The following is a 20,054-nucleotide window of genomic DNA, read 5'->3' as shown; positions in this document are numbered from 1 at the left end:
AGGTGCGCGCTGCTGCCACTGGCCTGCTCACTCCTGCGTCAGTCGTCCTTCGGAAGCGGGATGCCCGTCGAGGGCAGATCCACGGTAATCGTGCGGCCGTCCTGGACCTTGGACGCCACGCCGGTGATCGAGCCGTCGGACAGCCGCAGGGTGGCGGTCGAGGTGGAGGGCACCATCTTCAGCTTCTCCGCGGCCCGGGCCAGGTTCTCGGGGGACTCTTTGTCGGCCAGCTCCTCGGCGAGGGTGACCTTCTGGTCGTGCAGGGCGGTCTTCTGCATCTCGAGCCGGGACAGCACGTAGGACCCCTCCGCACGGGCCGTGTTGAGCACCAGGACCGCGGTGAAGCTCGCGGACACGATGAAGGCGCACAGCAGCAGGAAGCCGAGGTTGGTGCGGGCCGGGGAGGCGTCCACGGACCGTGCGCCGGAACGGGCGCCGATCGTGGCGCGTCCGGCGCGGGGCAGACGGGCGGAGATCGTCATCTGGCTCATGCGAGGTCCTCTCGGGCGGCGTGCGGGCCGGGGGTGGTGCGCGTGGTCTGGTCGGGCCTGGTCTGGCCGGGCCTGGCCTGGTCGGGGGTCGTGCGGGTGGCGGGCTTGTGCGTGGTGCGGGAGATCTGGTCGGGTGTGCTGCGGGTGCGCTCGGCGGCGCGGAGGCGGACCGAGGACGAGCGCGGGTTGGCGGCCTGCTCGGCGGGGGTCGCCTGCTCGGCCCCGCGGACGAGCAGGCGCAGCCAGGGCCGCTGCTCCGGCAGCTCGACGGGCAGTCCCGGCGGGGCGGAGCTGGTGGCGCCGGCCGCCAGCGCCCGTTTGGTGATGCGGTCCTCCAGCGAGTGGTAGGACAGGACGACGAGCCGGCCACCGACGCCGAGGGCGCGCAGGGCAGCACCGACCCCCGCCTCCCAGACGGACAGCTCGGCGTTGACCTCGATGCGCAGCGCCTGGAAGGTGCGCTTGGCAGGGTGTCCCCCGCTGCGCTGGGACGCGGCGGGGACGACGTCGTGCAGGAGCTGCACCAGGGGTCCGGAGGTGGTGAACGGCTCCTGCTCGCGGCGGCGGACCACAGCCCGGGCGATCTTGCGCGCGAAGCGCTCCTCCCCGTAGTCGCGCAGCACCCTCTCCAGGTCCCGCGCCTCGTAGGTGTTGAGCACCTCCGCCGCGGTCATCCCGGTCGACTGGTCCATCCGCATGTCCAGGGGGGCGTCGGCGCGGTAGGCGAAGCCGCGCTCGGTCTCGTCCAGCTGCAGCGAGGAGACCCCGAGGTCGAAGAGGATCGCGTCGGCTGTGGGGAGTCCCAGGTCGGCGAGCACCGCCGGCACGTCGTCGCTGACGTCGTGCACGGGGGTGAAGCGCTCACCGAAGGGCGCCAGCCGCTCGCCGGCCAGCGCGAGAGCCTGGGGGTCGCGGTCGATCCCGATCGCCCGAGCCTCCGGGCAGGCGCGCAGCACCGCCTCGGTGTGGCCGCCCATGCCGAGCGTGCCGTCCACGAAGATCGCCCCCGGCCTGGACAGCGCGGGGGCGAGCAGCTCGACGCAGCGGTCCAGCATGACCGGCACGTGCCGGTCCGCGGTAGGGGGCGTGCCTGCGGCCATGGGTCCTGTCCCCGGTGATGCCTGGTGATGCCTGGTGACGCTGGTGATGCCTCGCGATCCTCGACCTGGCCGCCCGGACCCTGGTCCCCCACCGTCCGTCGTGGCGCCCGGCCCGGGGGAAGTCGGGTCGGGAGCTGCGGTTCCGCGACCAGGCTCCGGGGAAGTGGAGCCTGGGTGCGGGACGGACGGGGAGAGGCCAGGGTCGGGGCGGGGTCGGGCACGGATCGCCTCCGGCTCGCCTCCGGCTCACATCAGCCCGGGGACCACCTCCTCCGACTGCTCGGCGAAGGACTGCTCGGTCTGCTCCAGGTAGGCGTCCCAGGCGGCCGAGTCCCAGACCTCGACGCGGTTGCCGGCCCCGATGACGGTGCACTCGGTCTGCAGCCCGGCATACTCGCGCAGGATCTGCGGGATGGTGAGTCGGCCCTGCTTGTCCGGTGCCTCGTCGGAGGCGCCGGAGAGGAAGACGCGCTGGTAGTCGCGCACCGCACGGGAGGTGGTCGGGCTGCTGTGCCACTGGGTGGTGATCCGCTCGAACTCCTCACGGGAGAAGACGTAGAGGCAGCGTTCCTGCCCGCGGGTGATCACCAGGCCGTCCTCGAGGGCGCGGCGGAACTTGGCCGGCAGGAACATCCGTCCCTTGTCGTCGAGGCGGGGCGTGTAGGTGCCGAGGAAGAGCACTCGGACCACCCCCTTCGACTCGGTGTACGGGCCTGCCTTCTCCAGATTGCCCCACTTTACTCCACTTTGCTCCCCTCGCACCACCGCTGACGCGCCATTCTGCCGGTATGCCGACCGATCTCGCAGGTCAGGGCCCGGCAGCACCGTGAGGGAAAGGTGGAGGAGATGGGGCGAGCCGGGTTGGCGTGCGGACGCTGGCCCGCCCGCGGGACGCCATACCGGACTCAGAAGGTGCAGGTCAGCGCTCCGGCAGCACCGCAGTGGTGGGAGGTGGAGCGGCGTGGTGGGGGGAAGTGGAGGAGGGGAAGTTTCGGTCAGGATGCAGCGACCGTCAGCCGGGTTTGGCACACTTCGCACATGTCTGCCTTGTCGACCGCGCCCGAGACCGTGGATCTGGACGCCGTGACCGCGGTGGCCGGGGCGGTCCACCGCGCCATCACCACCGTGATCGAGGGCAAGGACGACGTCGTCTCGACCGCGGTCACCGTGCTGCTCGCCGAGGGCCACCTGCTGATGGAGGACGTGCCCGGGGTGGGCAAGACCATGCTGGCCAAGACCCTGGCCAGGGCCATCGACTGTCGCGTCAGCCGGGTGCAGTTCACCCCCGACCTGCTGCCCAGCGACATCACCGGTGTCAGCGTCTTCAACCAGGACACCCGGACCTTCGAGTTCCGCCGCGGCGCGATCTTCGCCAACGTCGTCGTCGGCGACGAGATCAACCGCGCCTCCCCCAAGACGCAGTCGGCCCTGCTGGAGGCGATGGAGGAGCGGCAGGTGACCGTCGACGGCCGCACCTACCCGCTGCCGCCCCCGTTCCTGGTGATGGCCACCCAGAACCCCATCGAGATGGAGGGCACCTACCCGCTGCCCGAGGCCCAGCGCGACCGGTTCATGGCTCGGATCTCCATGGGCTACCCCTCCCCCCGCTCGGAGATGACGATGCTCGAGCACCACGGCGGGGTCAGCCCCCTGGAGGCCCTGACACCGGTGACCACCGCCGAGGAGGTGCAGACCCAGATCGAGGCGATCCGGCAGCTGCACGTCGCGCCGGCCCTGCGCCAGTACGTCGTGGAGCTGGTCGGCGTCTCCCGCAGCCACCGGATGCTGCGGCTGGGCGCCTCGCCGCGAGCCGGGCTGCAGCTGCTCCGTGCCGCCCGCGCGCATGCCGCCCTGGCCGGCCGCGACCACGTCCTGCCCGAGGACGTCCAGACCGTCGCCGTCCCGGTGCTGGCCCACCGGGTGATCCCCACCGGCGAGGCCTCGCTGGCCCGGCACAGCGCGGCCGACATCGTCCGCGACCTCGTCGAGCGCACCACCGTGCCCTCCGGGCGCTGAGCCAGAGCCCGCCATGCGCTCGCCGTGGAAGATGCTGACCAGCCGGGGACGGGTCTTCCTCGTCCTGGGGCTGGTCACCGCTGCCGCCGGCGTGCTGCTCGGGTATGAGGACATCACCCGGATCGGCGTCCTGCTGGCGGCGCTGCCCGTCCTCGCCCTGCTCCTCATGCCCCGCCGCAGCCCGCGCATCCAGGTCCGCCGCGAGGCCGACCCGGGACGGCTGATCCCCGACGAGCGTGGTGCCGTCGAGACCCACTTCACCAACGTCGGCAGGCGCCGGACTCCCGTCTACCTGGCCGAGGAGCACCTGGACTACCAGCTGGGCGACCGGCCCCGGTTCGTCCTGCCCCGGATGGACCCGGGCGAGCACCGGCGGCTGCGCTACACCGTGCGCTCCCGGCACCGGGGGGCCTACGTGCTGGGCCCGGTGGTGCTGCGGCAGCGCGACCCGTTCGGGCTGACCTTCCTCACCCTGCAGCTGTCCTCGCGCTCGGAGGTGCTCGTCCTCCCCCGCACCCACCACCTTGGCGAAGGTCGCGTCCGGGGCACCTCGCGCGGCAGCGAGGGAGAGATGCCGCAGATGATCGCCCTGCACGGCGAGGACGACGTCAGCATCCGCACCTACCGCGACGGCGACGAGCTGCGCCGGGTGCACTGGCCGGCCACCGCCCACCGCGGCGAGCTCATGGTGCGCCAGGAGGACCGCCCCGCGCGGCGGCGCGCGGTGCTCCTGCTCGACTCCCGCGAACGGGCCCACCCCGGCAGCGGCGTCCGGGCCTCCTACGAGTGGGCGGTCTCGGCGGTCGCGTCGGTGGCCCAGCACCTGGAGCCTCAGGGTTTCGTGATCCACCTGCTCACCGACAGCACGGTCCGGGAGGGTTCGGCCGACCACCCGGTGGAGCTGGACCAGGCGCTGACCATCCTGGCCCGGGCCACGCCGGAGCGGGATGCCCGGCTGGCCCGGCTGGCCGCGGTCGCCGCCCCCTTCGCCGCCGGTGGTGTCCTGGTGGTCGCCGCCGTGGTCGCGCACGACGAGGAGGACCTGCGGGCGCTGGCCTCGATCCGCCAGCCCGGCTCGCGCGCCCTGGCGTTCGTCCTGGACCCCTCGCGCTTCGGCAGCACCGCCCGCGCCGGCGACCGGGCCGGCGGAGGTGAGGACACTCGCGGCAGCGCCGGAGGCGTCGGGGCGGCGGGGGCGCTCGCCCAGGCGGGCTGGCGCACGGTGGAGTGCGGACCGCATACCGAGCTTCCCCAGGCGTGGGCGGCGCTGGGCGAGTCCGCACAGGTCGGGCGGTCGGCATGACCTGGACGCTGCCCCCGCCCACCCAGACCCCACCGTCGCCGACGCCCGGGCCGCCGCAGCCCCGGCGCTCGAAGCCACCACGCCCAGGGCCAGGGCGTGCGCTGCTGCCCGACCAGGACGCCTTCGCGCGCGGCATGTGGGCCGAGGGCCTGGTCGCGGCCCTGGCCACGCTGGCGGTCGCCTGGCCACTCACCGGCCTGCTGCGCGAGGACACCTGGATGCTGCCCGCGATCGCGCTCGTCGCGCTGGTCGCGGTCAGCGGGGCGGTGATGCGCACGCTGGACGTGCCGCCCAGCCTGGTGGCGCTGGGGCAGCTGCTGCTCGGCATCGGCGGGGTGTGCGCGGTCTACCTGCGCGAGACCCTCTGGCGGGGCCTGGTCCCCACCTCGGACACCTTGGACCGGGTCGGCGGCCTGCTGCAGCAGGCCGGCACCGTGCTGCAGACGTATGCCGCACCGGCCCCGACCACGGAGGGCGTCTCCTTCCTCGTGGTCTCGGTGCTCACGCTCACCGCGGTCTCGGTGGACTCGATGGCGGTCACCGGGCGGGCACCGGCGAGCGCAGGGATCCCGCTGGCCGCGGGCTTCCTGGTCTCGGTGTCGAACACCGGCCGGGCGATGGAGCCGTGGTACTTCCTCGCGGTCGGGCTGCTGTGGCTGGTGATGCTGGCCCAGCAGAGCCACCGGGTGACCAGCGGCTGGTCCTCGCCCAACCGGCAGGAGTCCCGCGGCGGCCAGGACGTGTCCACCGGTCCGCGCAGCCTGCGGGGGCTGGCGCAGGTGCTCGGCGCCAGCACGCTCGTCGTGGCCATCCTCGGCGCCAGCGCCCTGCCCCACCTGCCCCCCACCTTCTTCGGCGGAGGGCTGGCGCGCAACCCCGACGCCCGGACCGTCGGTGGCGACCCCTCCGGCGAGGTGGCCTTCACCGAGACCATGGACCCCTCCCAGGACCTGCGCAACCAGTCGCAGGCACCCGTGCTGCGCTACCGCACGACCGGAACCACCGTGGAGCCGCTGCGGGTGACCGCCACCGAACGGTTCGCCGACGGTCGCTGGCAGGCGCCGGAGCGACTCTCCGCCGACCTGTTGCCGTTGAACTCTCCGCTGCCGCGGCCTTCCGGCGTGGCCGACGACGTCGAGGTGTCCACGTACCAGACCCAGGTGCTGGAGAACCAGCTCGCCCCTCCGCACCTCGCCGCACCCGCGCCGCTGGTCGGGCTGGAGCTGAGCAGCGGCGGTGACTACCGCTTCGACACCGCCGACTCCACGGCGGTGCTGCAGGGCCGCGCGCCGCGCTACACGGCGATGTACCAGGCACCCACGCCGGGTGCACAGCTGCCGGGCCACGTCGGCTCGGTCCCCGCCGACCCCGGGGACTTCTCGGCCGACCTGCTGGCGGTGGACCCGTCCTCGGCCGACGCGATCGCGGCGCTGAGCGAGCAGGTGGTGGGCACGGAGGAGAACACCCTGCAGGCCGCGATCCTCATGCAGAACCACTTCCGCCAGCCGGGGGCCTACACCTACTCCCTCGAGCTCACGCCCGCGGCGGAGGTCGGGGCCTCGGACCCGATCAGCGCCTTCATCGCCTCGCGCCGTGGCTACTGCGTGCAGTTCGCGCAGACGATGGTGATGATGGCCCGGCACGAGGGGATCCCCGCCCGGATGGCGGTCGGCTTCCTGCCCGGCACCCGGCAGAACGACGGCTCCAGGACCGTGGTCGTCGCCGACGCGCACACCTGGCCCGAGCTGTGGATCAGCGGGATGGGCTGGACCCGGTTCGAGCCCACGCCGGGTGCCCGGGTGAGCTCGATCCCGCCCTGGACCCGAGCCTCCGTCGACACTGACCAGGCACCCGCGACGGCCGAGCCGGCCCCCGAGCCGGTCCCCGAGCTGCCCGAGCCCACGGAGGCGGCGGCACCCCCGGCGGACAGCTGGACGGACGACCTGCGCCGCCTGCTGCCGACGATCGCCACCCTTCTCGGCCTGGTGCTGGTGCTGGCCCTGCTGATGACGGTCGTGCCGCTGGTGGGGCGGCACGACCGCGAGCGCGGCCTGCGCCACGCCCGCGACCCCGCGGAGCGCGTCGAGGGTCACTGGCGGGTCCTGACCCGGTCGTTGGCCGACCTCGGCGTCGACGAACCGCCGGCCCGCAGCCCACGGGTGATGCGCGGCTACTACGAGCAGCGCACCGTGCTGGTCTCCCCCGCCCAGGACGCCCTGCGTCGGGCCACCGCGACCCTGGAGCGCAGCCGCTACGCCCCGGTCGGTACCCTGTCCGAGGGTGACGCCGAACGGATGGGGAAGGACGTGCAGGTCGTCGTGGACGGGGTGCGGCAGGCCTCCCCCTGGAACGTCCGGGCCAACGCCGCCCTCCTCCCCGGGAGCGGGCTGGCGGGCATCGCCGACTGGTTCGCCCAGCTGCGGGCCCGGACGTGGCGCCGCTGATCCCGCGGCCCGGCTGCCATGCGTGAGGGTAGGCCGGCCGGTGAGCTCGACCTGGTGGTGCCGCCGGGGCCGGGGCTGCCCCGGGGCCTCGTCGTGCCTGCGGCGGAGCTGGAGGAGACGTTCAGCCGCGCCGGCGGACCGGGCGGGCAGGGTGTCAACACCACCGACAGCCGGGTGGAGCTGTGGTGGGACCCGGAGACGTCCCAGGCCCTGACCCCTACCCAGCGGGCGCGCGCGACGAGCGGCTTGGCGGCGCACCTGGTGGGCGGGCGGGTGCGGGTCGTCGCGAGCGAGCACCGCTCGCAGCGGCGCAACCGCCGGGCGGCTCGTGAGCGGTTGGCCGCCCTGCTGCGCGAGGCGCTCGCACCCCCGGCCCCCGCCCGGCGCGCCACCAGGCCGACCCGTGGGTCGCAGCGACGCCGCATGGAGGCCAAGCGGCAGCGGGCCCAGATCAAGGCGGGGCGGGCGCGTCCGGGCCCGGAAGGTTGAGCGGCGTCAGCTCAGCAGCTTGGCCAGCTCCAGCTCACGCACCCCGGCCAGCCGCGGGTGCGCGATCGACTCACCGGTGGGCCGATAACCGTGACGCGCGTAGAGGGCCAGGGCCGGCTCGTTGAGCTCGCTCACGTGCAGCAGGAGACGCCGGGCGCCGAGCTGCTCGACGGCCACCTGCTCGGCCGTCCGCAGCAGCTGGTCCCCCACGCCGCGGCCTCGGGCCTCCGGGCGGACGTAGACGCCCAGCACGAAGACGGTCCCTGGCAGGCCGGCGTCCACGCGTGGGCGGTCGACGGTGAGGGTGCCCAGGGGGCGGCCCTCCTCGCCGACGGCCTGCAGGGTCGTGGCGCTCGCCACCGCGTGGCGCCACTGCTCCTCGCCCCGGTCGGCGATCTGGTCATACCGGGTCCAGAACGACTCGGGGGCGTCGAGCAGCATCTCCAGGCGCAGGTCGCGGTAGGACTGCCAGTCCTCCTCGCGGACCTGCACCACGGTGAACGGCGCGGGCGCCGACGGCATACCCACCCCTCCTGCCCTTCCTCGGCCGGTCGTCAGTCGAGGTAGTCGCGCAGGACCTGCGAGCGCGAGGGGTGGCGCAGCTTGCTCATCGTCTTGGACTCGATCTGCCGGATCCGCTCGCGGGTGACGCCGTAGACCTTGCCGATCTCGTCGAGGGTCTTGGGCTGGCCGTCGGAGAGGCCGAAGCGCATCGAGACCACACCGGCCTCCCGCTCGGAGAGCGTGTCCAGGACCGAGTGCAGCTGCTCCTGGAGCAGGGTGAAGGAGACGGCGTCGGCCGGGACGACCGCCTCGGAGTCCTCGATGAGGTCACCGAACTCGCTGTCCCCGTCCTCGCCGAGGGGGGTATGCAGCGAGATCGGCTCGCGGCCGTACTTCTGGACCTCGACGACCTTCTCGGGGGTCATGTCCAGCTCGGCCGCCAGCTCCTCCGGCGTCGGCTCCCGGCCGAGGTCCTGCAGCATCTGGCGCTGCACGCGGGCCAGCTTGTTGATGACCTCGACCATGTGCACCGGGATGCGGATGGTGCGGGCCTGGTCGGCCATCGCGCGGGTGATCGCCTGCCGGATCCACCAGGTGGCGTAGGTGGAGAACTTGTAGCCCTTGGTGTAGTCGAACTTCTCGACCGCGCGGATCAGGCCCAGGTTGCCCTCCTGGATCAGGTCCAGGAAGAGCATGCCGCGACCCGTGTAGCGCTTGGCCAGCGAGACCACGAGGCGCAGGTTGGCCTCGAGCAGGTGGTTCTTGGCGTTCTTGCCGTCGTTGGAGATCCACCACAGCTCCCGCTTGAGCTTGGCGTCGATCTTCTCGCCGGAGTTCAGCTTCTCCTCGGCGAACAGGCCGGCCTCGATACGCTTGGCGAGCTCGACCTCCTGCTCGGCGTTGAGGAGCGCGACCTTGCCGATCTGCTTGAGGTAGTCCTTGACCGGGTCCGCGGTGGCGCCGGCGGTGACGACCTGCTGGGCCGGGGCGTCGTCGTCGTCGGCGGTCGACAGCACGAAGCTGTCGTCGCTCCTGGCACCCGGCCGGGCCGGCGCGGCCGCCTCGGTCTCCTCGCCGCCCTCAGCGTCCGCGTCGACGTCCTCGTCCTTGAGGTCGACCTCAGCGGGGTCGACCTCCTCGAGGTCCTCGTCGGTGTTGTCGGCACCCTTGGCCGCCGCGGTGGTCGTGCCGGCGGTGGTCTTCTTGGCGGCGCGCTTGCGCGTGGTCGTGGTGCCCTCCCCGGCTGCGGCGTCTGCCGCGGCCCGGGTGCTCGTGGCCTTCTTGGCCGGCGCCTTCTTCGCGGTGGTCTTGCTCGCGGCAGTCTTGGGTGCAGCCGTCTTGCCGGCGCTCCTGGCCGTCGTCCTCGTCGCGGCGCTCTTGGCTGTGGTGGCCTCGTCGGCCTCGGTCGTCGTCTTGCGGGCGGTGCTCTTGCGGGCCACGGTGCCGGTCGCCTCCTCTGCGGAGGGCGTCTCCTCGGCGGTGGGCTGGGCGGCCGTCTTCGTCTTCGTGGTGGTGACCGCGGCAGTCTTCTTGGCCGGCGCACGACGACGGGTGGTGCGCTTGGCCGGGGTCACGTCGGCGCGCACCTCGATCGCCTGGTCGCTGAAGACGCGTAGCACCTTCTTCTGGTCGGCGGGCTTGGTGACCTCGGCCGCCTCGAGGGCGGTCTTGACCTGGTCGGCGTCCACATAGCCCTGCTGCGTGCCCTGGGCCAGGAGGGCGCGCAGCGCGTCGTGCTCGAAGGCGGTGGGCAGTGTGGTGGCGGCGGGGGTATGGGATGTCCGGGCGGTCACGGGGATGTCCAACTCATTTCTCGCGGGAGAGGATCGGCCACACCGGCGGGCGCGGTCAGGCCGTCGGTCATGGGTGCGGTGTCCTCGTTCTGCCGGGTCGGCAGGCTGACTCTCGCACCATTATAAAACGCCACCCCCTCCGGGGACATTCCACCGCCCCTGGCCGGGGCCGCCCCACAGTCCAATCCTGGCTGGTCAAAAGGGTGCGACCGCCGCAGACGAAGCGTCAGCGCCGCCGAGCTCGGGCTCCTTACTGGTGCACGAACGGCACGTCACGGCTCATCAGCAGCGAGACGAGCTGGCCGGGTGCACGTGGGTCGGCGGGGCGCAGTGTCGCGACCGTCACCGGCCCGTCGGCACCCGCGTCGACCAGCTCCACCAGGTCGGACAGTGGCTGACCGGAGTGGGTCTGCGCCGCGGCGAGGAACGTCTCGAGCTGGCCCACCGCCTCCTGCGCCGACTCGCTGCTGCGGTGGTGGTAGACCAGCACCATCCTGGGCTCGTCCTCCTCCATGAGCCAGCCGATCGCGACCGCGTCGAAGGGGTGCTCGGGCAGTCCCTCCGGCTGGCCCGTCTGCCTGTCCGCCGTGGGCACGGGCAGGTAGGCGAAGCCACCCGGCTCGCCGACGTGCAGCACGGCCGACACGACGCCGATCTCGTCGAGGGCACGGGCGAGCGTTGCCGCCTGCTCGTCGTCAGCCAGGGTCGTCCGGGAGCCGGCCAGCCACCCGCTGATCTGGCTGGTGCGCAGACCGACCGCCAGCTTCCCGTCGGCCAGCGCCAGCCGGACGGGACGACCGGTGTGGCTCACGGCCGTGGCCTGCGTCAGGTCCACGCTCAGGTCATCGCCCTCCCCCACGGTGCGGACCCCGTCCGCCGCCTCCGGCAGGTGGTCCAGCACGTCGTCGGCGAAGCCGCCCACGACCACGGCGTTGAGGTGGAGCGGGTCGGTCAGCTCGACGAAGGAGTCGACGTCCGCCACCGACCAGCCAGCCACCTCGTGGAACTCCGCGACCTGGTGCGGCGTGCCGAGGGCCGACGGGAAGGGCACGAAGATCGGCAACCACGAGCCGTCCTCCTGCGGGGCTCCGGTCAGGGGGCCGATCCAGGCACCCACGGCCGCCGGATCTGCCTCGGTCGGGACCTCGAGCCCGACGAGCTCCGAGGCCGTCGCGAGGTCACCGGTCTGGACGGTGTAGGCCTCCGTCGGTGCGGGAGGCAACTCCGCCAGAGCACCGAGCACGGAGTAGTCGGCACCGACACCGAGTCCCGACGGTGCCGGCTCCTCCGACCCGCCGCGACCCTCGCCAGCGCCATCACCGCCACTGGCCTCGCTGCCCCCGCACGCGGCGAGCAGCAGACCCACCGCCGCGACCATCGTGACCAGCTGGATCCGTGTGCGCATTCTCGTCCCCATGAAGCTCGGCGAGCCGAAGCTCAGCCGGCGTCCGAACAGATCAGTCGTCCTCGCCGGCCTTGACCGCGAGCACGGGGCAGACGGCGTCGAGCAGGATCCGCTGCGCGTTGGAGCCCAGGATCAGCTTGCCGATCGGGGTACGCCGTCGGAGGCCGATGACGATCAGCTCACCGTCGGACTGCTCCGCCACCTCGATGAGGTCCTCCGCCGGCTCGTTGCCACGCACCAGCTGGCGGACCTCGTGGGGCACCCCGGCCTCGTCCAGGTCGCGCTGCACCCGCCGCAGCTCCTCCTCGAAGAGCTGGGCCTGGTGCGCGTCGAAGTCCCGTCCCCCGCGCTGGGAGTTCACCACGACCAGCTTGGTCTTGCGCAGGAGCGCCTCGCTGCGCGCGGCGGTGAGGGCGGCCCGACCTTCGCGGGTCGGGATGTAGCCGACGATGACCGACATGGAGACTGCCTCCTCTAGGGCGTCCGACACTGCTGGCAGCGACCCTACACCGCCGCCCAGCGGCTTCGCGGGCACCTCCCGCGCAGCAGGTCGGCCGGTCAGGCGGCCGTGCCCGGACCTCGTCGTCGCGCGCGGCGCCCCTGACGGTTCGCGGCGGCACGAGGCGGCTTGACGCCGTGCTCCAGGCACTCGCGGAGCAGCACCGCCATCCGGTAGTCGGGGTCCACCTCCAGCGCCAGGTCGCACGCCTCGTTGGCCACCGTGCCCTGGCCGCGGCCCCACGCCAGGAACGCCGCCACGGTCAGCACCGGGGCGCCCAGCTCGAACGGGACCTTGGCCGCGAGCTCGAGCAACCGGTCCAGTGCGGCGTCCGGCGCCTCCCGTGGCCAGGGTGGCACCCGACGGCAGAACAGCGCCGCCTCGCGGGAACCGAGGATGTCCTGCACCTCGAACATCTGCGGCAACCACCTCCCCAGGAGGGCGTCCCGCACCTGCCGGTCGTGCAGCTCGGCGATGATCCAGGCGCGCTCGCGCGCCGTCGGTGACGGGGCGCCGTGCACCACCCAGGCCCCGAGCGCCCTCAGGGCGGCGTCCGGGTCCAGCTTGGCCCGATCCGCCGCCAGCAGGGTGAGCGCCAGGTCGGTCCGGGCGGCGGCCTCCTCGTCACGGCGGCGCACGGCCGCGGCCACCTCCTCGCGAGAGGCGAGCGGCGCCCGGCCCTGCAGCACGAACTCGGCGGCGGCGGGCACGTCAGCTGCGTCCGGCACCGGCTGCCACTGCTCATGTGTCCGGCGGGTCGCGACGAGCAGACGCCGGTGCTGCCGGCCCGCCTCCCGGACGAGGTCGACGTCGTGCAGCTCGGTCCCGGCCCACAGGGCGGTGGTCTCCAGCGCCTGCAGCAGCGCCTGGACATACCCGGCATCCACCTCCCCGTCCGGACCCGTCGGCAGGTCGTAGCCGAAGACGTGCAGCATGAGCTGCCCGCCCTCACCGGCGAGCCGGCGCAGAGGCTCGCCGAGCACCTGGGTCAGCTGCTGCACGTGGGCCGGTGGTGGGAGGTCGACGCGGGCGGCGAAGACCACCCCTCCCCGGTGCACCCCGCTCCGGGTGCTCTCGATCCGGGTCGCCACCACGACCAGGCTGCGCCCGGGCAGATAGCCGATGAGGTGCGGCACCACCGCCAGGAGATGGGTGATGCCACGTACCAGGACGGTCTCGTCGTTCCGGGGTGAGCCCCCCGCCAGCTCAGGTGTCTTCATCACCTCAGCGTGGCGCGGACCGAGCCCTCGGAACCGGTCCGTCCAGGATCTGTGGATAACTCCCGCTCAGCGGGTGTGGCCGTCGGCCTCCAGGACCGCGCCGGTGAGCGCCTCGGTGGTGAACTCCGACCGGGCATGGTCGGCGATGCGCTTCATCAGCAACCCGTCCAGGCCGGCGCCGACGATGCCGCCCGCGACCGGGACGTAGCGGACGAACCGGGTCAGGGCCCGGCCGCCGACCTGGGTCAGCAGCCGGAAGCCGACCGCCTTGTTGATCATCATCGCCGCGGCCCGCGGCATCCGGTTGGAGGCCATCGCGGCCAGCCGCCCGGAGCCGGTCATCCCCGAGACCGTGCCCAGGCCGGCCTTGCGCAGCAGGTCGTCGGCGTCGGCCCCGACCAGCGAGAGCAGGACGGCCGAGCGGGCGCCCTTGGTGGTCACGTCATACCCGCGCAGGGTGGCGATGCTGGCGACCATGCGCGTGGCCAGCACGTAGAACTCCAGCACGTTGGCGGGCAGCGAGACGGGCATGGTGACGACGCCACCGGCGCCGGTCAGGAACCCGCCGACACCGGCCTTCTTGACGTGGTCGGAGACGACCTCCTTGATGGCCGCCTCGACACCCTTGCCGTCCTCGCCGTGCTTGCGGCGCAGCTTGGCCACGACCTCATCGACGGAGTCCACCGGCCCGATCCCGTCGATGCCGAGGTCGAGCAGCTTGCCGACGAAGGCGTTGGCCGCGGCGTCGATCGGACCAGGGTCCTCCTCGACGACGGCGCGACTGTCGTCCCGACGGGCGGGCTTGTTGGATCCGAAGAGACCCACGAGCAACTCCTAGGGTTCGGGCGGCAGGACGGTTCATCCTGGCACGGTGTACGACAGGGTGCGCGGTATGCCGTCGCACCCGGAGAGGGGCGTGCGCCGATCAGGGCCGGGGGTCGCCGTCCTCGGAGCCCTCCGGGCGGTCCGCCCCATCGGCGGCGTCCTCGACACCGTCGGCGGACTCGGGAGGCTCACCCACCTCGCTGCTCGGCGTCGTCGGCGTGGTGTCGTGACCGTCGGCGCCCTCGGCCGGTGCAGGGCTCTCCTCCGCCGGTGCCGAGGACTCGACCGACTCGGGGTCGCGCAGGAAGGCCTCCAGCTGGGCGCCGATCTCGTCGGCGCTGGGCAGGTTGGCGGCCTGGGCCGCGAGCAGGCTCTTGCGCCGCTGGCCCTCGACGAACCGGTCGTAGCTGCGCTCCAGCCCCTCGACGACCTCCTTGGCCTCCCCGTGCTGCGCCAGCTCGGCCTCGATCTGGCCGCGGGTCAGACCGGCCATCGCGATGAGGTCGGCGGTGGGCAGGACCAGGCCGGTGAGCTCCATGACCACGTCGGCCGCGGCGACCACCGCGTCCCCGAACTGGGTGTCGGCGAGATAGTGCGGGACGTGCACGGCGACACCCAGGGTGAGCAGCCCCGCCTCGGCCAGCCGCAGGTGCAGCAAGGTGTCTGCGCTCGAGGGCACCTTGACCTGGCCGAAGATCGGGGTGTAGTCACCCAGCGCGGAGGAGTCGCTGGCGAACCGGGTGGTGCCGACGGGGCGGGTATGAGGGACCGCCATGGGGATGCCCTGGGCGGTGACCATCCGACGCACGCCGAAGGCGAGGCACAGCTGCCGGACGGCCTCGACGAAACCCTCCCAGCGGTAGTCCGGCTCCACCCCGTGCAGCAGCAGGAACGGCTCCCCCGCGGAGTCCACCAACCGGTAGAGGACGAGGGAGGGCTGCTCGTAGGCGGTGTAGTGGTCGGCGTCGAAGGTCATCAGGGGTCGACGCGAGCGGTAGTCCACCAGCTGGTCGGTGTCGAACGTGGCCACCGCCTCGTGCTCGAGGGTGTCCAGCAGGTGCTCGGCCAGGGTGGACCGGACGTGTCCGGCGTCCAGGAATCCCTCCAGGGACACCATCAGCAGCGGGGCCGGCTGGGGCTGGCGGGCAGAGTCCACCTCCAGGCGGAACAGCGGTGAATGCGTGGTCACGCGGGGCTCTCCTCTCGTCTGACGTGGGACAACGCCCTAGCCCTTCTCAGGATTCCGGGGCGACCCGTGTCGGTGCCGGATGATAGGACAGGACCCATGAGCGCACCGGCTTCACCCTTTCACGACCTCGACCACTACGTCGCGCTGCCCCGCGTCGCCGGGCTTGCCCTGAGCCCGGACGGTTCACGGCTGGTCACCACGGTGGCCACCCTCAACCGCAAGGGCACCGGCTACGCCACCGCGCTGTGGGAGCTGGACCCGACCGGTCAGCGTCCCGCGCACCGGATCACCCGCAGCTCCACGGGAGAGGCCGGCGCCGCGTTCGGGATCGACGGCGCGCTCTACTTCACCTCCTCCCGCCCCGACCCCGAGGGCGAGGAGGACGAGCCGGTCACCGCCCTGTGGCACATCCCGGCCCAGGGCGGTGAGGCCAGGGTGGTGCTGAGCCGGGCCGGCGGGATCACCAAGGTGGTGTGCGCCGAGCGCGCCGACCGGGTGGTCGTCACCGGCGGTCTGCTCCCGGGTGCCTCCAGCGAGGAGGAGCACGCGACGCTGCGCACCCGCCGCAAGGACGCCAGCGTGGACGCGATCCTGCACAGCGGCTACCCCATCCGCTACTGGGACCACGACCTGGGCCCCGACGTGCCGCACGTCTTCGCCGTCCAGCGCGGACCCGGCCCCCGCCCCGGCGACGACGACGAGACCGGCGACGAGGGCGAGGTCCGTCCGCCGCTGCCCGGCACCACCGACCGCGCACCCGAGATGCACCTGAAGCTGCTCACCGGCGGCACCTTCCCGGCCACCCAGGACCCGACGCCGGTGCTGGCCCCGGACGGCACCTTCGCCCTCCTGCCCGTGACCATCCCCGAGGCGCGGGCCAGCCGACGCGACGGCATCGCCCGCGTGGACCTCGCGACCGGCGAGCGCCGGACCCTGGTCGACGTGGAGGGTCTGGAGGCCTCCCCCGGTCCGGTCAGCCCGGACGGCACCCGCGCCGTGGTCGTGGCCGGCCGCACGACCTCCCCCACCGAGCCACCGCAGCCCCGTCTGCACCTGATGGACACCGCGACCGGTGAGCTCACCCCGTTGGCCCCGGACTGGGAGCTGTGGGCCAGCCCGGTCGCCTGGCTGCCGGACGCCTCCGCCGTGCTCGTCCTGGCGGACAGCGACGGCCGCCGCCCGGTCTTCCGGGTCGATGTGCCCTCCGGCGAGGTCACCCAGCTGACCCACGACGACGCCGCCTGGAGCGACCTGGTGCTCTCTCCCGACGGCACCACCGCCTACGGCGTCCGCAGCTCCTACCTCTTCCCGCCGGAGGTGGTGCGTCTCGACCTGGCCAGCGGCGACGTCACTCCCCTGCCGGGGCCGGTGGAGCGGCCGACGGTCCCGGGCCGGCTGGAGGAGGTGGAGACCACCACCGCCGACGGCACCCGCGTCCGGGCCTGGCTCGCGCTCCCGCACGACCGGCCGGACAGCCCCGACGGCCACCCGCTGCTGCTCTGGGTGCACGGGGGCCCGCTCAGCTCCTGGAACGCCTGGACCTGGCGGTGGAACCCGTGGCTGATGACCGCCCGCGGGTATGCCGTGCTCCTGCCCGACCCGGCCCTGTCGACCGGCTATGGCCAGGACTTCATCCAGCGGGGCTGGGGCGCCTGGGGCGATGCGCCCTACACCGACCTCATGGCGATCACCGACGCAGTCGAGGCGCGGGACGACATCGACAGCTCCCGCACCGCGGTGATGGGCGGCTCCTTCGGCGGGTACATGGCCAACTGGATCGCCGGGCACACCGACCGGTTCAAGGCCGTGGTCACCCACGCTTCCCTGTGGGGCCTGGACGCCTTCGGCTCCACCACCGACGCCGCCTACTACTGGCAGCGGGAGATGACGCCGGAGATGAGCGGCCAGCACTCACCGCATCTCTACGTCGACCAGATCGTCAGCCCCATGCTGGTCATCCACGGCGACAAGGACTACCGCGTCCCGATCGGTGAGGGCCTGCGGCTGTGGTACGAGCTGCTGTCCCGCTCGGGCCGGCCCGCGGAGGCCGACGGCTCCACGGTCCACCGCTTCCTCTACTTCCCGCACGAGAACCACTGGATCCTCGCACCCCAGCACGCCAAGGTCTGGTATGCCGTGGTGCTCGCCTTCCTGGCCGAGCACGTCCTCGGCGAGGAGCCGGACGCGCTGCCGGAGGTCCTCGGCCTGGTGGCGCCGGAGGAGGCGACCCGGACGACGTAGGACCAGACCGTCGGCCAGGCTCACCTGGCCGCGTACATGGTCGACCCGAACCAGAGGCCGGTGATCCGCGCCGCGGGCTGCGCGTCCGGCGTCCCGCAGCCGCCGTCCGTGGCCGTGACCGGGGCGGGAGCGTCCTCGCCGGCGGCGAAGGATGCGACCCCCGTCGCGGCCAGCACTCCGACGAGCGTCGCCAGGCTGAGCGTGGCGAGCGTCCGGGTGCGAGGTGTCGTGCTCCTGGTGTCCATCGTGGTCTCCTCGTGGAGGGTCCCCCGTCCGGCGCGGAGGTGCCCGGACGCTAGGGGTGACGTGCACCTCCACGGTGGGTCGTGGGAGGCCTCCAAAGGAATACGAGGTTCTGCGTACCTCCCGCCGCACCGGCGGGTTCTGGCACGTCAGCGTGCGCGACATACGCAGATCGTCGTAGGTGCCTCCCGTGCGCGAACAGGTCCACACTGGTGGTGTCGGCCCTCCGGGGCGAGCAGGAGGTGGACACGATGCGCGGGAACCTCTCCAGCGAGTCGACGCTGCGGGTGATCCGTGAGCTCCTGCAGCTCGACGGACCCGGCTACGCCCTGCCCGACGAGTTCTTCCGCCGGCTCTGCGAGCTGGTCGACTGCGAGTGCGTGCGTCTCAACCACCTCGACTCGACGGCCGAGACGCACTACTTCAGCCAGGGGTATGCGGTGGACGAGGGACCGTTCCTGATCCACCCTGTGCCCTGGGCCCCGGAGAACGACGCCTGGTGGGCGGACTACTGGACCAGCATCTGCAGCTTCCCGGAGCGCTCCGGCACCTACCACCACGTCCAGCTGAACACCGACTTCCTGACCGCTCAGCAGCGCCGCGCTCACCCGCACACCGCGCGTGACACCCCGGAGATGATGCTGGTGCTGCCGGACGGCGGTGGCCGGCAGCTGCGCCTGCTGGTGGAGCGCGACGAGGGCCCGGGCTTCACCGAGGACGACCGCTTCCTGCTGCTCCTGCTCATGCCGCACCTCGAGCGGATGTACCGGACCCGCGAACGGCAACGCGCCGGCAGCATCGCCCGGATCACGCCTCGGCAGCGCGAGCTCCTCGAGCAGCTGCGGCTCGGGCTCACCAACGCCCAGATCGCCCGCCGGCTGCACATCTCGGAGGGCACGGTGCGGACCCACCTGCAGCACCTCTACGACCGCCTCGGCGTCACCAACCGGGTGGCGGCCGTGATGCTCATGGACCGGCTGGACGACGACGCGGGTGCCCCGGTGTCCACCACGATGCGGCTGCGCTGATGATGCGCCTGCGCATCGTGAGCGGCTCGGGGCGTGGTCCCCTCAGCCTCAGCTCGGCTGCCACCCCGTGCGACGGGCCCAGGCCTCGGCGCGCTCGGCCGCCTCGGCGAACCACGGCTCCTTGGCCTCGGTGTAGTCGCTGGTGCTCAGCCCGCGTGCCTCCAGGGTGCGCTTGAGGTCGGCGTAGGCGGCCCGCTCGTCGGAGTCGGCGCGCCACCAGTCCCGGAAGAGGAGGGCCAGCCGCCAGGCCGGTGAGTCGAGCGGCCGGACGTGGCAGTGGACCACCCGCCCGGGGTCGCCGGTGGCCAGGATCTTCTTCGGCCGCGACGCCACCGCTGGTCCGGGTCCCTGGTGGTCGTGGTCGTGCCACAGCCGGTCCGGCACCAGGAAGCCGACCTGGGTCAGGGCCGAGCGCACCTCCGGGTCGTCGAGCACAGCCAGGTCCTCGACCACGACCTGCAGGTCGACGACGTCCTTGGCGGGCAGACCGGGGACGCTGGTGCTGCCGATGTGGTCGGCGCGGAGGGCCGTGTCGCCCAGCGCCTTGCGCAGCCTGGCGAGCAGCCGCGCAGCCTGGGCCGGCCAGTCCGGGTCGGGCGCGACGACGGCCAGCTCCTCGGGCCGCCGGACCGGTGTGCCGGAGCGGAGGTTGCGCTCGAAGGGCGCGAGCCGCTCGCGCCACAGCGCCTCGACCCGCTCGTGCACCTTGTCGACCGTGCCCGAGTTGTCGAGCAGCACGTCCGCCGCGGCCCGGCGCTGCGCGTCGTCGGCCTGGGCGGAGATCCGGGCTCGGGCCTGGTCGGACGACATACCCCGGCTCTCCACCAGCCGGCGCAGCCGCTCCTGCTCCGGCACGTCGACGATCACCGTGAGTGCGTAGTCGGCGGCGCGACCCATCTCCACCAGCAGGGGGATGTCGTGGACGACGACGGCGTCCGCGGAGGCGGTGGTGAAGAGCTCGCGCGACCGGGCGAGGATCCGCGGGTGGGTGATCGCCTCCAGGTCGCGGCGGGCCTGCGGGTCGTCGAAGACGATCGCGCCCAGGGCGGCCCGGTCCAGGCTGCCGTCCGCGGTGAGCACGCCGGGGCCGAAGCGCTCGGCGATCTCCGCGAGCGCCGGCGTGCCTGGCTCGACCACCTCCCGCGCCACCCGGTCGGCGTCGACCACGACCGCGCCGAGCTCGGCCAGCCGGGCCGAGACCGTGGACTTGCCGGAGCCGATCCCGCCGGAGAGGCCTACGCGCAGCATGGGCCCAGGCTATGCG

The 20,054-nt window shown here is 73.1% G+C and carries 18 protein-coding genes; 6 read left to right on the top strand and 12 right to left on the bottom strand.

The window, feature by feature from the left end:
* Window positions 1-38 precede the first annotated feature (38 nt).
* The 3 genes from ftsL to mraZ form a co-directional block, all read right to left on the bottom strand.
* Window positions 39-491 carry a cell division protein FtsL gene (gene ftsL / locus ESZ52_RS06220; protein ID WP_131104166.1) on the bottom strand — a complete coding sequence of 151 codons (453 nt, stop codon included), beginning with the start codon at window positions 489-491 and terminating at the stop codon, window positions 39-41.
* Window positions 488-1,591, bottom strand: a complete 1,104-nt coding sequence (gene rsmH, locus ESZ52_RS06215) for a 16S rRNA (cytosine(1402)-N(4))-methyltransferase RsmH (RefSeq protein WP_131104165.1) — start codon at window positions 1,589-1,591, stop codon at window positions 488-490. Before rsmH ends, ftsL begins: the two co-directional genes overlap by 4 nt.
* 246 nt (window positions 1,592-1,837) lie before the next feature.
* Entirely contained in the window at window positions 1,838-2,272 is a 435-nt protein-coding gene (mraZ, locus tag ESZ52_RS06210; protein ID WP_131106467.1) for a division/cell wall cluster transcriptional repressor MraZ, read from the bottom strand.
* 357 nt (window positions 2,273-2,629) lie between these two features.
* Here mraZ and ESZ52_RS06205 point away from each other — a divergent pair, with 357 nt between their 5' ends.
* From ESZ52_RS06205 to arfB, 4 genes are read left to right on the top strand one after another with little or no spacing between them, the layout of a single operon-like run.
* Window positions 2,630-3,607 carry an AAA family ATPase gene (locus ESZ52_RS06205; protein ID WP_131104164.1) on the top strand — a complete coding sequence of 326 codons (978 nt, stop codon included), beginning with the start codon at window positions 2,630-2,632 and terminating at the stop codon, window positions 3,605-3,607.
* Window positions 3,608-3,620: 13 nt separating this feature from the next.
* Complete coding sequence (locus ESZ52_RS06200; RefSeq protein WP_131104163.1) at window positions 3,621-4,910, top strand: DUF58 domain-containing protein; 1,290 nt, start codon at window positions 3,621-3,623, stop codon at window positions 4,908-4,910.
* Window positions 4,907-7,354, top strand: a complete 2,448-nt coding sequence (locus tag ESZ52_RS06195) for a transglutaminase TgpA family protein (protein WP_131104162.1) — start codon at window positions 4,907-4,909, stop codon at window positions 7,352-7,354. Before ESZ52_RS06200 ends, ESZ52_RS06195 begins: the two co-directional genes overlap by 4 nt.
* Window positions 7,355-7,372: 18 nt before the next feature.
* Window positions 7,373-7,843, top strand: coding sequence for an alternative ribosome rescue aminoacyl-tRNA hydrolase ArfB (gene arfB, locus ESZ52_RS06190; RefSeq protein ID WP_131104161.1), 471 nt, complete (start codon window positions 7,373-7,375; stop codon window positions 7,841-7,843).
* Window positions 7,844-7,849: 6 nt separating this feature from the next.
* On the opposite strand, the gene ESZ52_RS06185 is transcribed toward arfB, so the two are convergent.
* The 7 genes from ESZ52_RS06185 to ESZ52_RS06155 form a co-directional block, all read right to left on the bottom strand.
* Window positions 7,850-8,365, bottom strand: coding sequence for a GNAT family N-acetyltransferase (locus ESZ52_RS06185; RefSeq protein ID WP_131104160.1), 516 nt, complete (start codon window positions 8,363-8,365; stop codon window positions 7,850-7,852).
* Between the two features lie 32 nt (window positions 8,366-8,397).
* Window positions 8,398-10,140 (bottom strand): RNA polymerase sigma factor, encoded by a 1,743-nt coding sequence (locus ESZ52_RS06180; RefSeq protein WP_131104159.1) that lies wholly within the window; start codon window positions 10,138-10,140, stop codon window positions 8,398-8,400.
* Between the two features lie 250 nt (window positions 10,141-10,390).
* Window positions 10,391-11,545: a hypothetical protein gene (locus tag ESZ52_RS06175; protein ID WP_131104158.1), complete on the bottom strand. Its 1,155-nt coding sequence runs from the start codon at window positions 11,543-11,545 to the stop codon at window positions 10,391-10,393.
* Window positions 11,546-11,597: 52 nt separating this feature from the next.
* Window positions 11,598-12,005 (bottom strand): universal stress protein, encoded by a 408-nt coding sequence (locus ESZ52_RS06170; protein ID WP_131104157.1) that lies wholly within the window; start codon window positions 12,003-12,005, stop codon window positions 11,598-11,600.
* Between the two features lie 98 nt (window positions 12,006-12,103).
* On the bottom strand, window positions 12,104-13,264 hold the full coding sequence (locus ESZ52_RS06165) for a DUF4192 domain-containing protein (RefSeq protein WP_131104156.1): 1,161 nt from the start codon (window positions 13,262-13,264) through the stop codon (window positions 12,104-12,106).
* 66 nt (window positions 13,265-13,330) lie between these two features.
* A complete protein-coding gene (locus ESZ52_RS06160; protein ID WP_131104155.1) occupies window positions 13,331-14,089 on the bottom strand; it encodes an EcsC family protein in 759 nt (252 codons plus the stop codon).
* A 100-nt stretch (window positions 14,090-14,189) separates the two neighbouring features.
* A complete protein-coding gene (locus ESZ52_RS06155; protein ID WP_131104154.1) occupies window positions 14,190-15,278 on the bottom strand; it encodes a PAC2 family protein in 1,089 nt (362 codons plus the stop codon).
* Window positions 15,279-15,374: 96 nt separating this feature from the next.
* On the opposite strand from ESZ52_RS06155, the gene ESZ52_RS06150 reads away from it, so the two are divergent.
* Window positions 15,375-17,519: a S9 family peptidase gene (locus ESZ52_RS06150; protein WP_131104153.1), complete on the top strand. Its 2,145-nt coding sequence runs from the start codon at window positions 15,375-15,377 to the stop codon at window positions 17,517-17,519.
* 20 nt (window positions 17,520-17,539) lie between these two features.
* Here the strand turns inward: ESZ52_RS06150 and ESZ52_RS06145 are convergent, their stop codons facing one another.
* The gene (locus tag ESZ52_RS06145; protein ID WP_131104152.1) at window positions 17,540-17,764 is read right to left on the bottom strand and encodes a hypothetical protein; all 225 of its coding nucleotides are present in this window, start codon (window positions 17,762-17,764) and stop codon (window positions 17,540-17,542) included.
* Between the two features lie 249 nt (window positions 17,765-18,013).
* Between ESZ52_RS06145 and ESZ52_RS06140 the strand changes: the two genes are divergently transcribed.
* Window positions 18,014-18,790: a helix-turn-helix transcriptional regulator gene (locus tag ESZ52_RS06140; RefSeq protein WP_131104151.1), complete on the top strand. Its 777-nt coding sequence runs from the start codon at window positions 18,014-18,016 to the stop codon at window positions 18,788-18,790.
* A 48-nt stretch (window positions 18,791-18,838) separates the two neighbouring features.
* Here ESZ52_RS06140 and coaE read toward each other — a convergent pair whose 3' ends face one another.
* Window positions 18,839-20,038, bottom strand: a complete 1,200-nt coding sequence (coaE, locus tag ESZ52_RS06135) for a dephospho-CoA kinase (protein ID WP_131104150.1) — start codon at window positions 20,036-20,038, stop codon at window positions 18,839-18,841.
* Between the last annotated feature and the right edge of the window lie 16 nt (window positions 20,039-20,054).

The organism is Ornithinimicrobium sufpigmenti (assembly GCF_004322775.1).
In the GTDB taxonomy this organism is placed as follows: domain Bacteria; phylum Actinomycetota; class Actinomycetes; order Actinomycetales; family Dermatophilaceae; genus Ornithinicoccus; species Ornithinicoccus sufpigmenti.
Note: the sequence above shows the minus strand (reverse complement) of the source record. Positions and strands in the feature narration are given on the sequence as shown.

What these genes read in the sequence shown, in the direction of transcription:
- ftsL (WP_131104166.1), bottom strand. Translation starts at nt 491, where the DNA reads ATGAGCCAGATGACGATCTCCGCCCGTCTGCCCCGCGCCGGACGCGCC.
- rsmH (WP_131104165.1), bottom strand. Translation starts at nt 1,591, where the DNA reads ATGGCCGCAGGCACGCCCCCTACCGCGGACCGGCACGTGCCGGTCATG.
- ESZ52_RS06205 (WP_131104164.1), top strand. Translation starts at nt 2,630, where the DNA reads ATGTCTGCCTTGTCGACCGCGCCCGAGACCGTGGATCTGGACGCCGTG.
- ESZ52_RS06200 (WP_131104163.1), top strand. Translation starts at nt 3,621, where the DNA reads ATGCGCTCGCCGTGGAAGATGCTGACCAGCCGGGGACGGGTCTTCCTC.
- ESZ52_RS06195 (WP_131104162.1), top strand. Translation starts at nt 4,907, where the DNA reads ATGACCTGGACGCTGCCCCCGCCCACCCAGACCCCACCGTCGCCGACG.
- arfB (WP_131104161.1), top strand. Translation starts at nt 7,373, where the DNA reads ATGCGTGAGGGTAGGCCGGCCGGTGAGCTCGACCTGGTGGTGCCGCCG.
- ESZ52_RS06185 (WP_131104160.1), bottom strand. Translation starts at nt 8,365, where the DNA reads ATGCCGTCGGCGCCCGCGCCGTTCACCGTGGTGCAGGTCCGCGAGGAG.
- ESZ52_RS06175 (WP_131104158.1), bottom strand. Translation starts at nt 11,545, where the DNA reads ATGCGCACACGGATCCAGCTGGTCACGATGGTCGCGGCGGTGGGTCTG.
- ESZ52_RS06170 (WP_131104157.1), bottom strand. Translation starts at nt 12,005, where the DNA reads ATGTCGGTCATCGTCGGCTACATCCCGACCCGCGAAGGTCGGGCCGCC.
- ESZ52_RS06165 (WP_131104156.1), bottom strand. Translation starts at nt 13,264, where the DNA reads ATGAAGACACCTGAGCTGGCGGGGGGCTCACCCCGGAACGACGAGACC.
- ESZ52_RS06150 (WP_131104153.1), top strand. Translation starts at nt 15,375, where the DNA reads ATGAGCGCACCGGCTTCACCCTTTCACGACCTCGACCACTACGTCGCG.
- ESZ52_RS06145 (WP_131104152.1), bottom strand. Translation starts at nt 17,764, where the DNA reads ATGGACACCAGGAGCACGACACCTCGCACCCGGACGCTCGCCACGCTC.
- ESZ52_RS06140 (WP_131104151.1), top strand. Translation starts at nt 18,014, where the DNA reads ATGCGCGGGAACCTCTCCAGCGAGTCGACGCTGCGGGTGATCCGTGAG.
- coaE (WP_131104150.1), bottom strand. Translation starts at nt 20,038, where the DNA reads ATGCTGCGCGTAGGCCTCTCCGGCGGGATCGGCTCCGGCAAGTCCACG.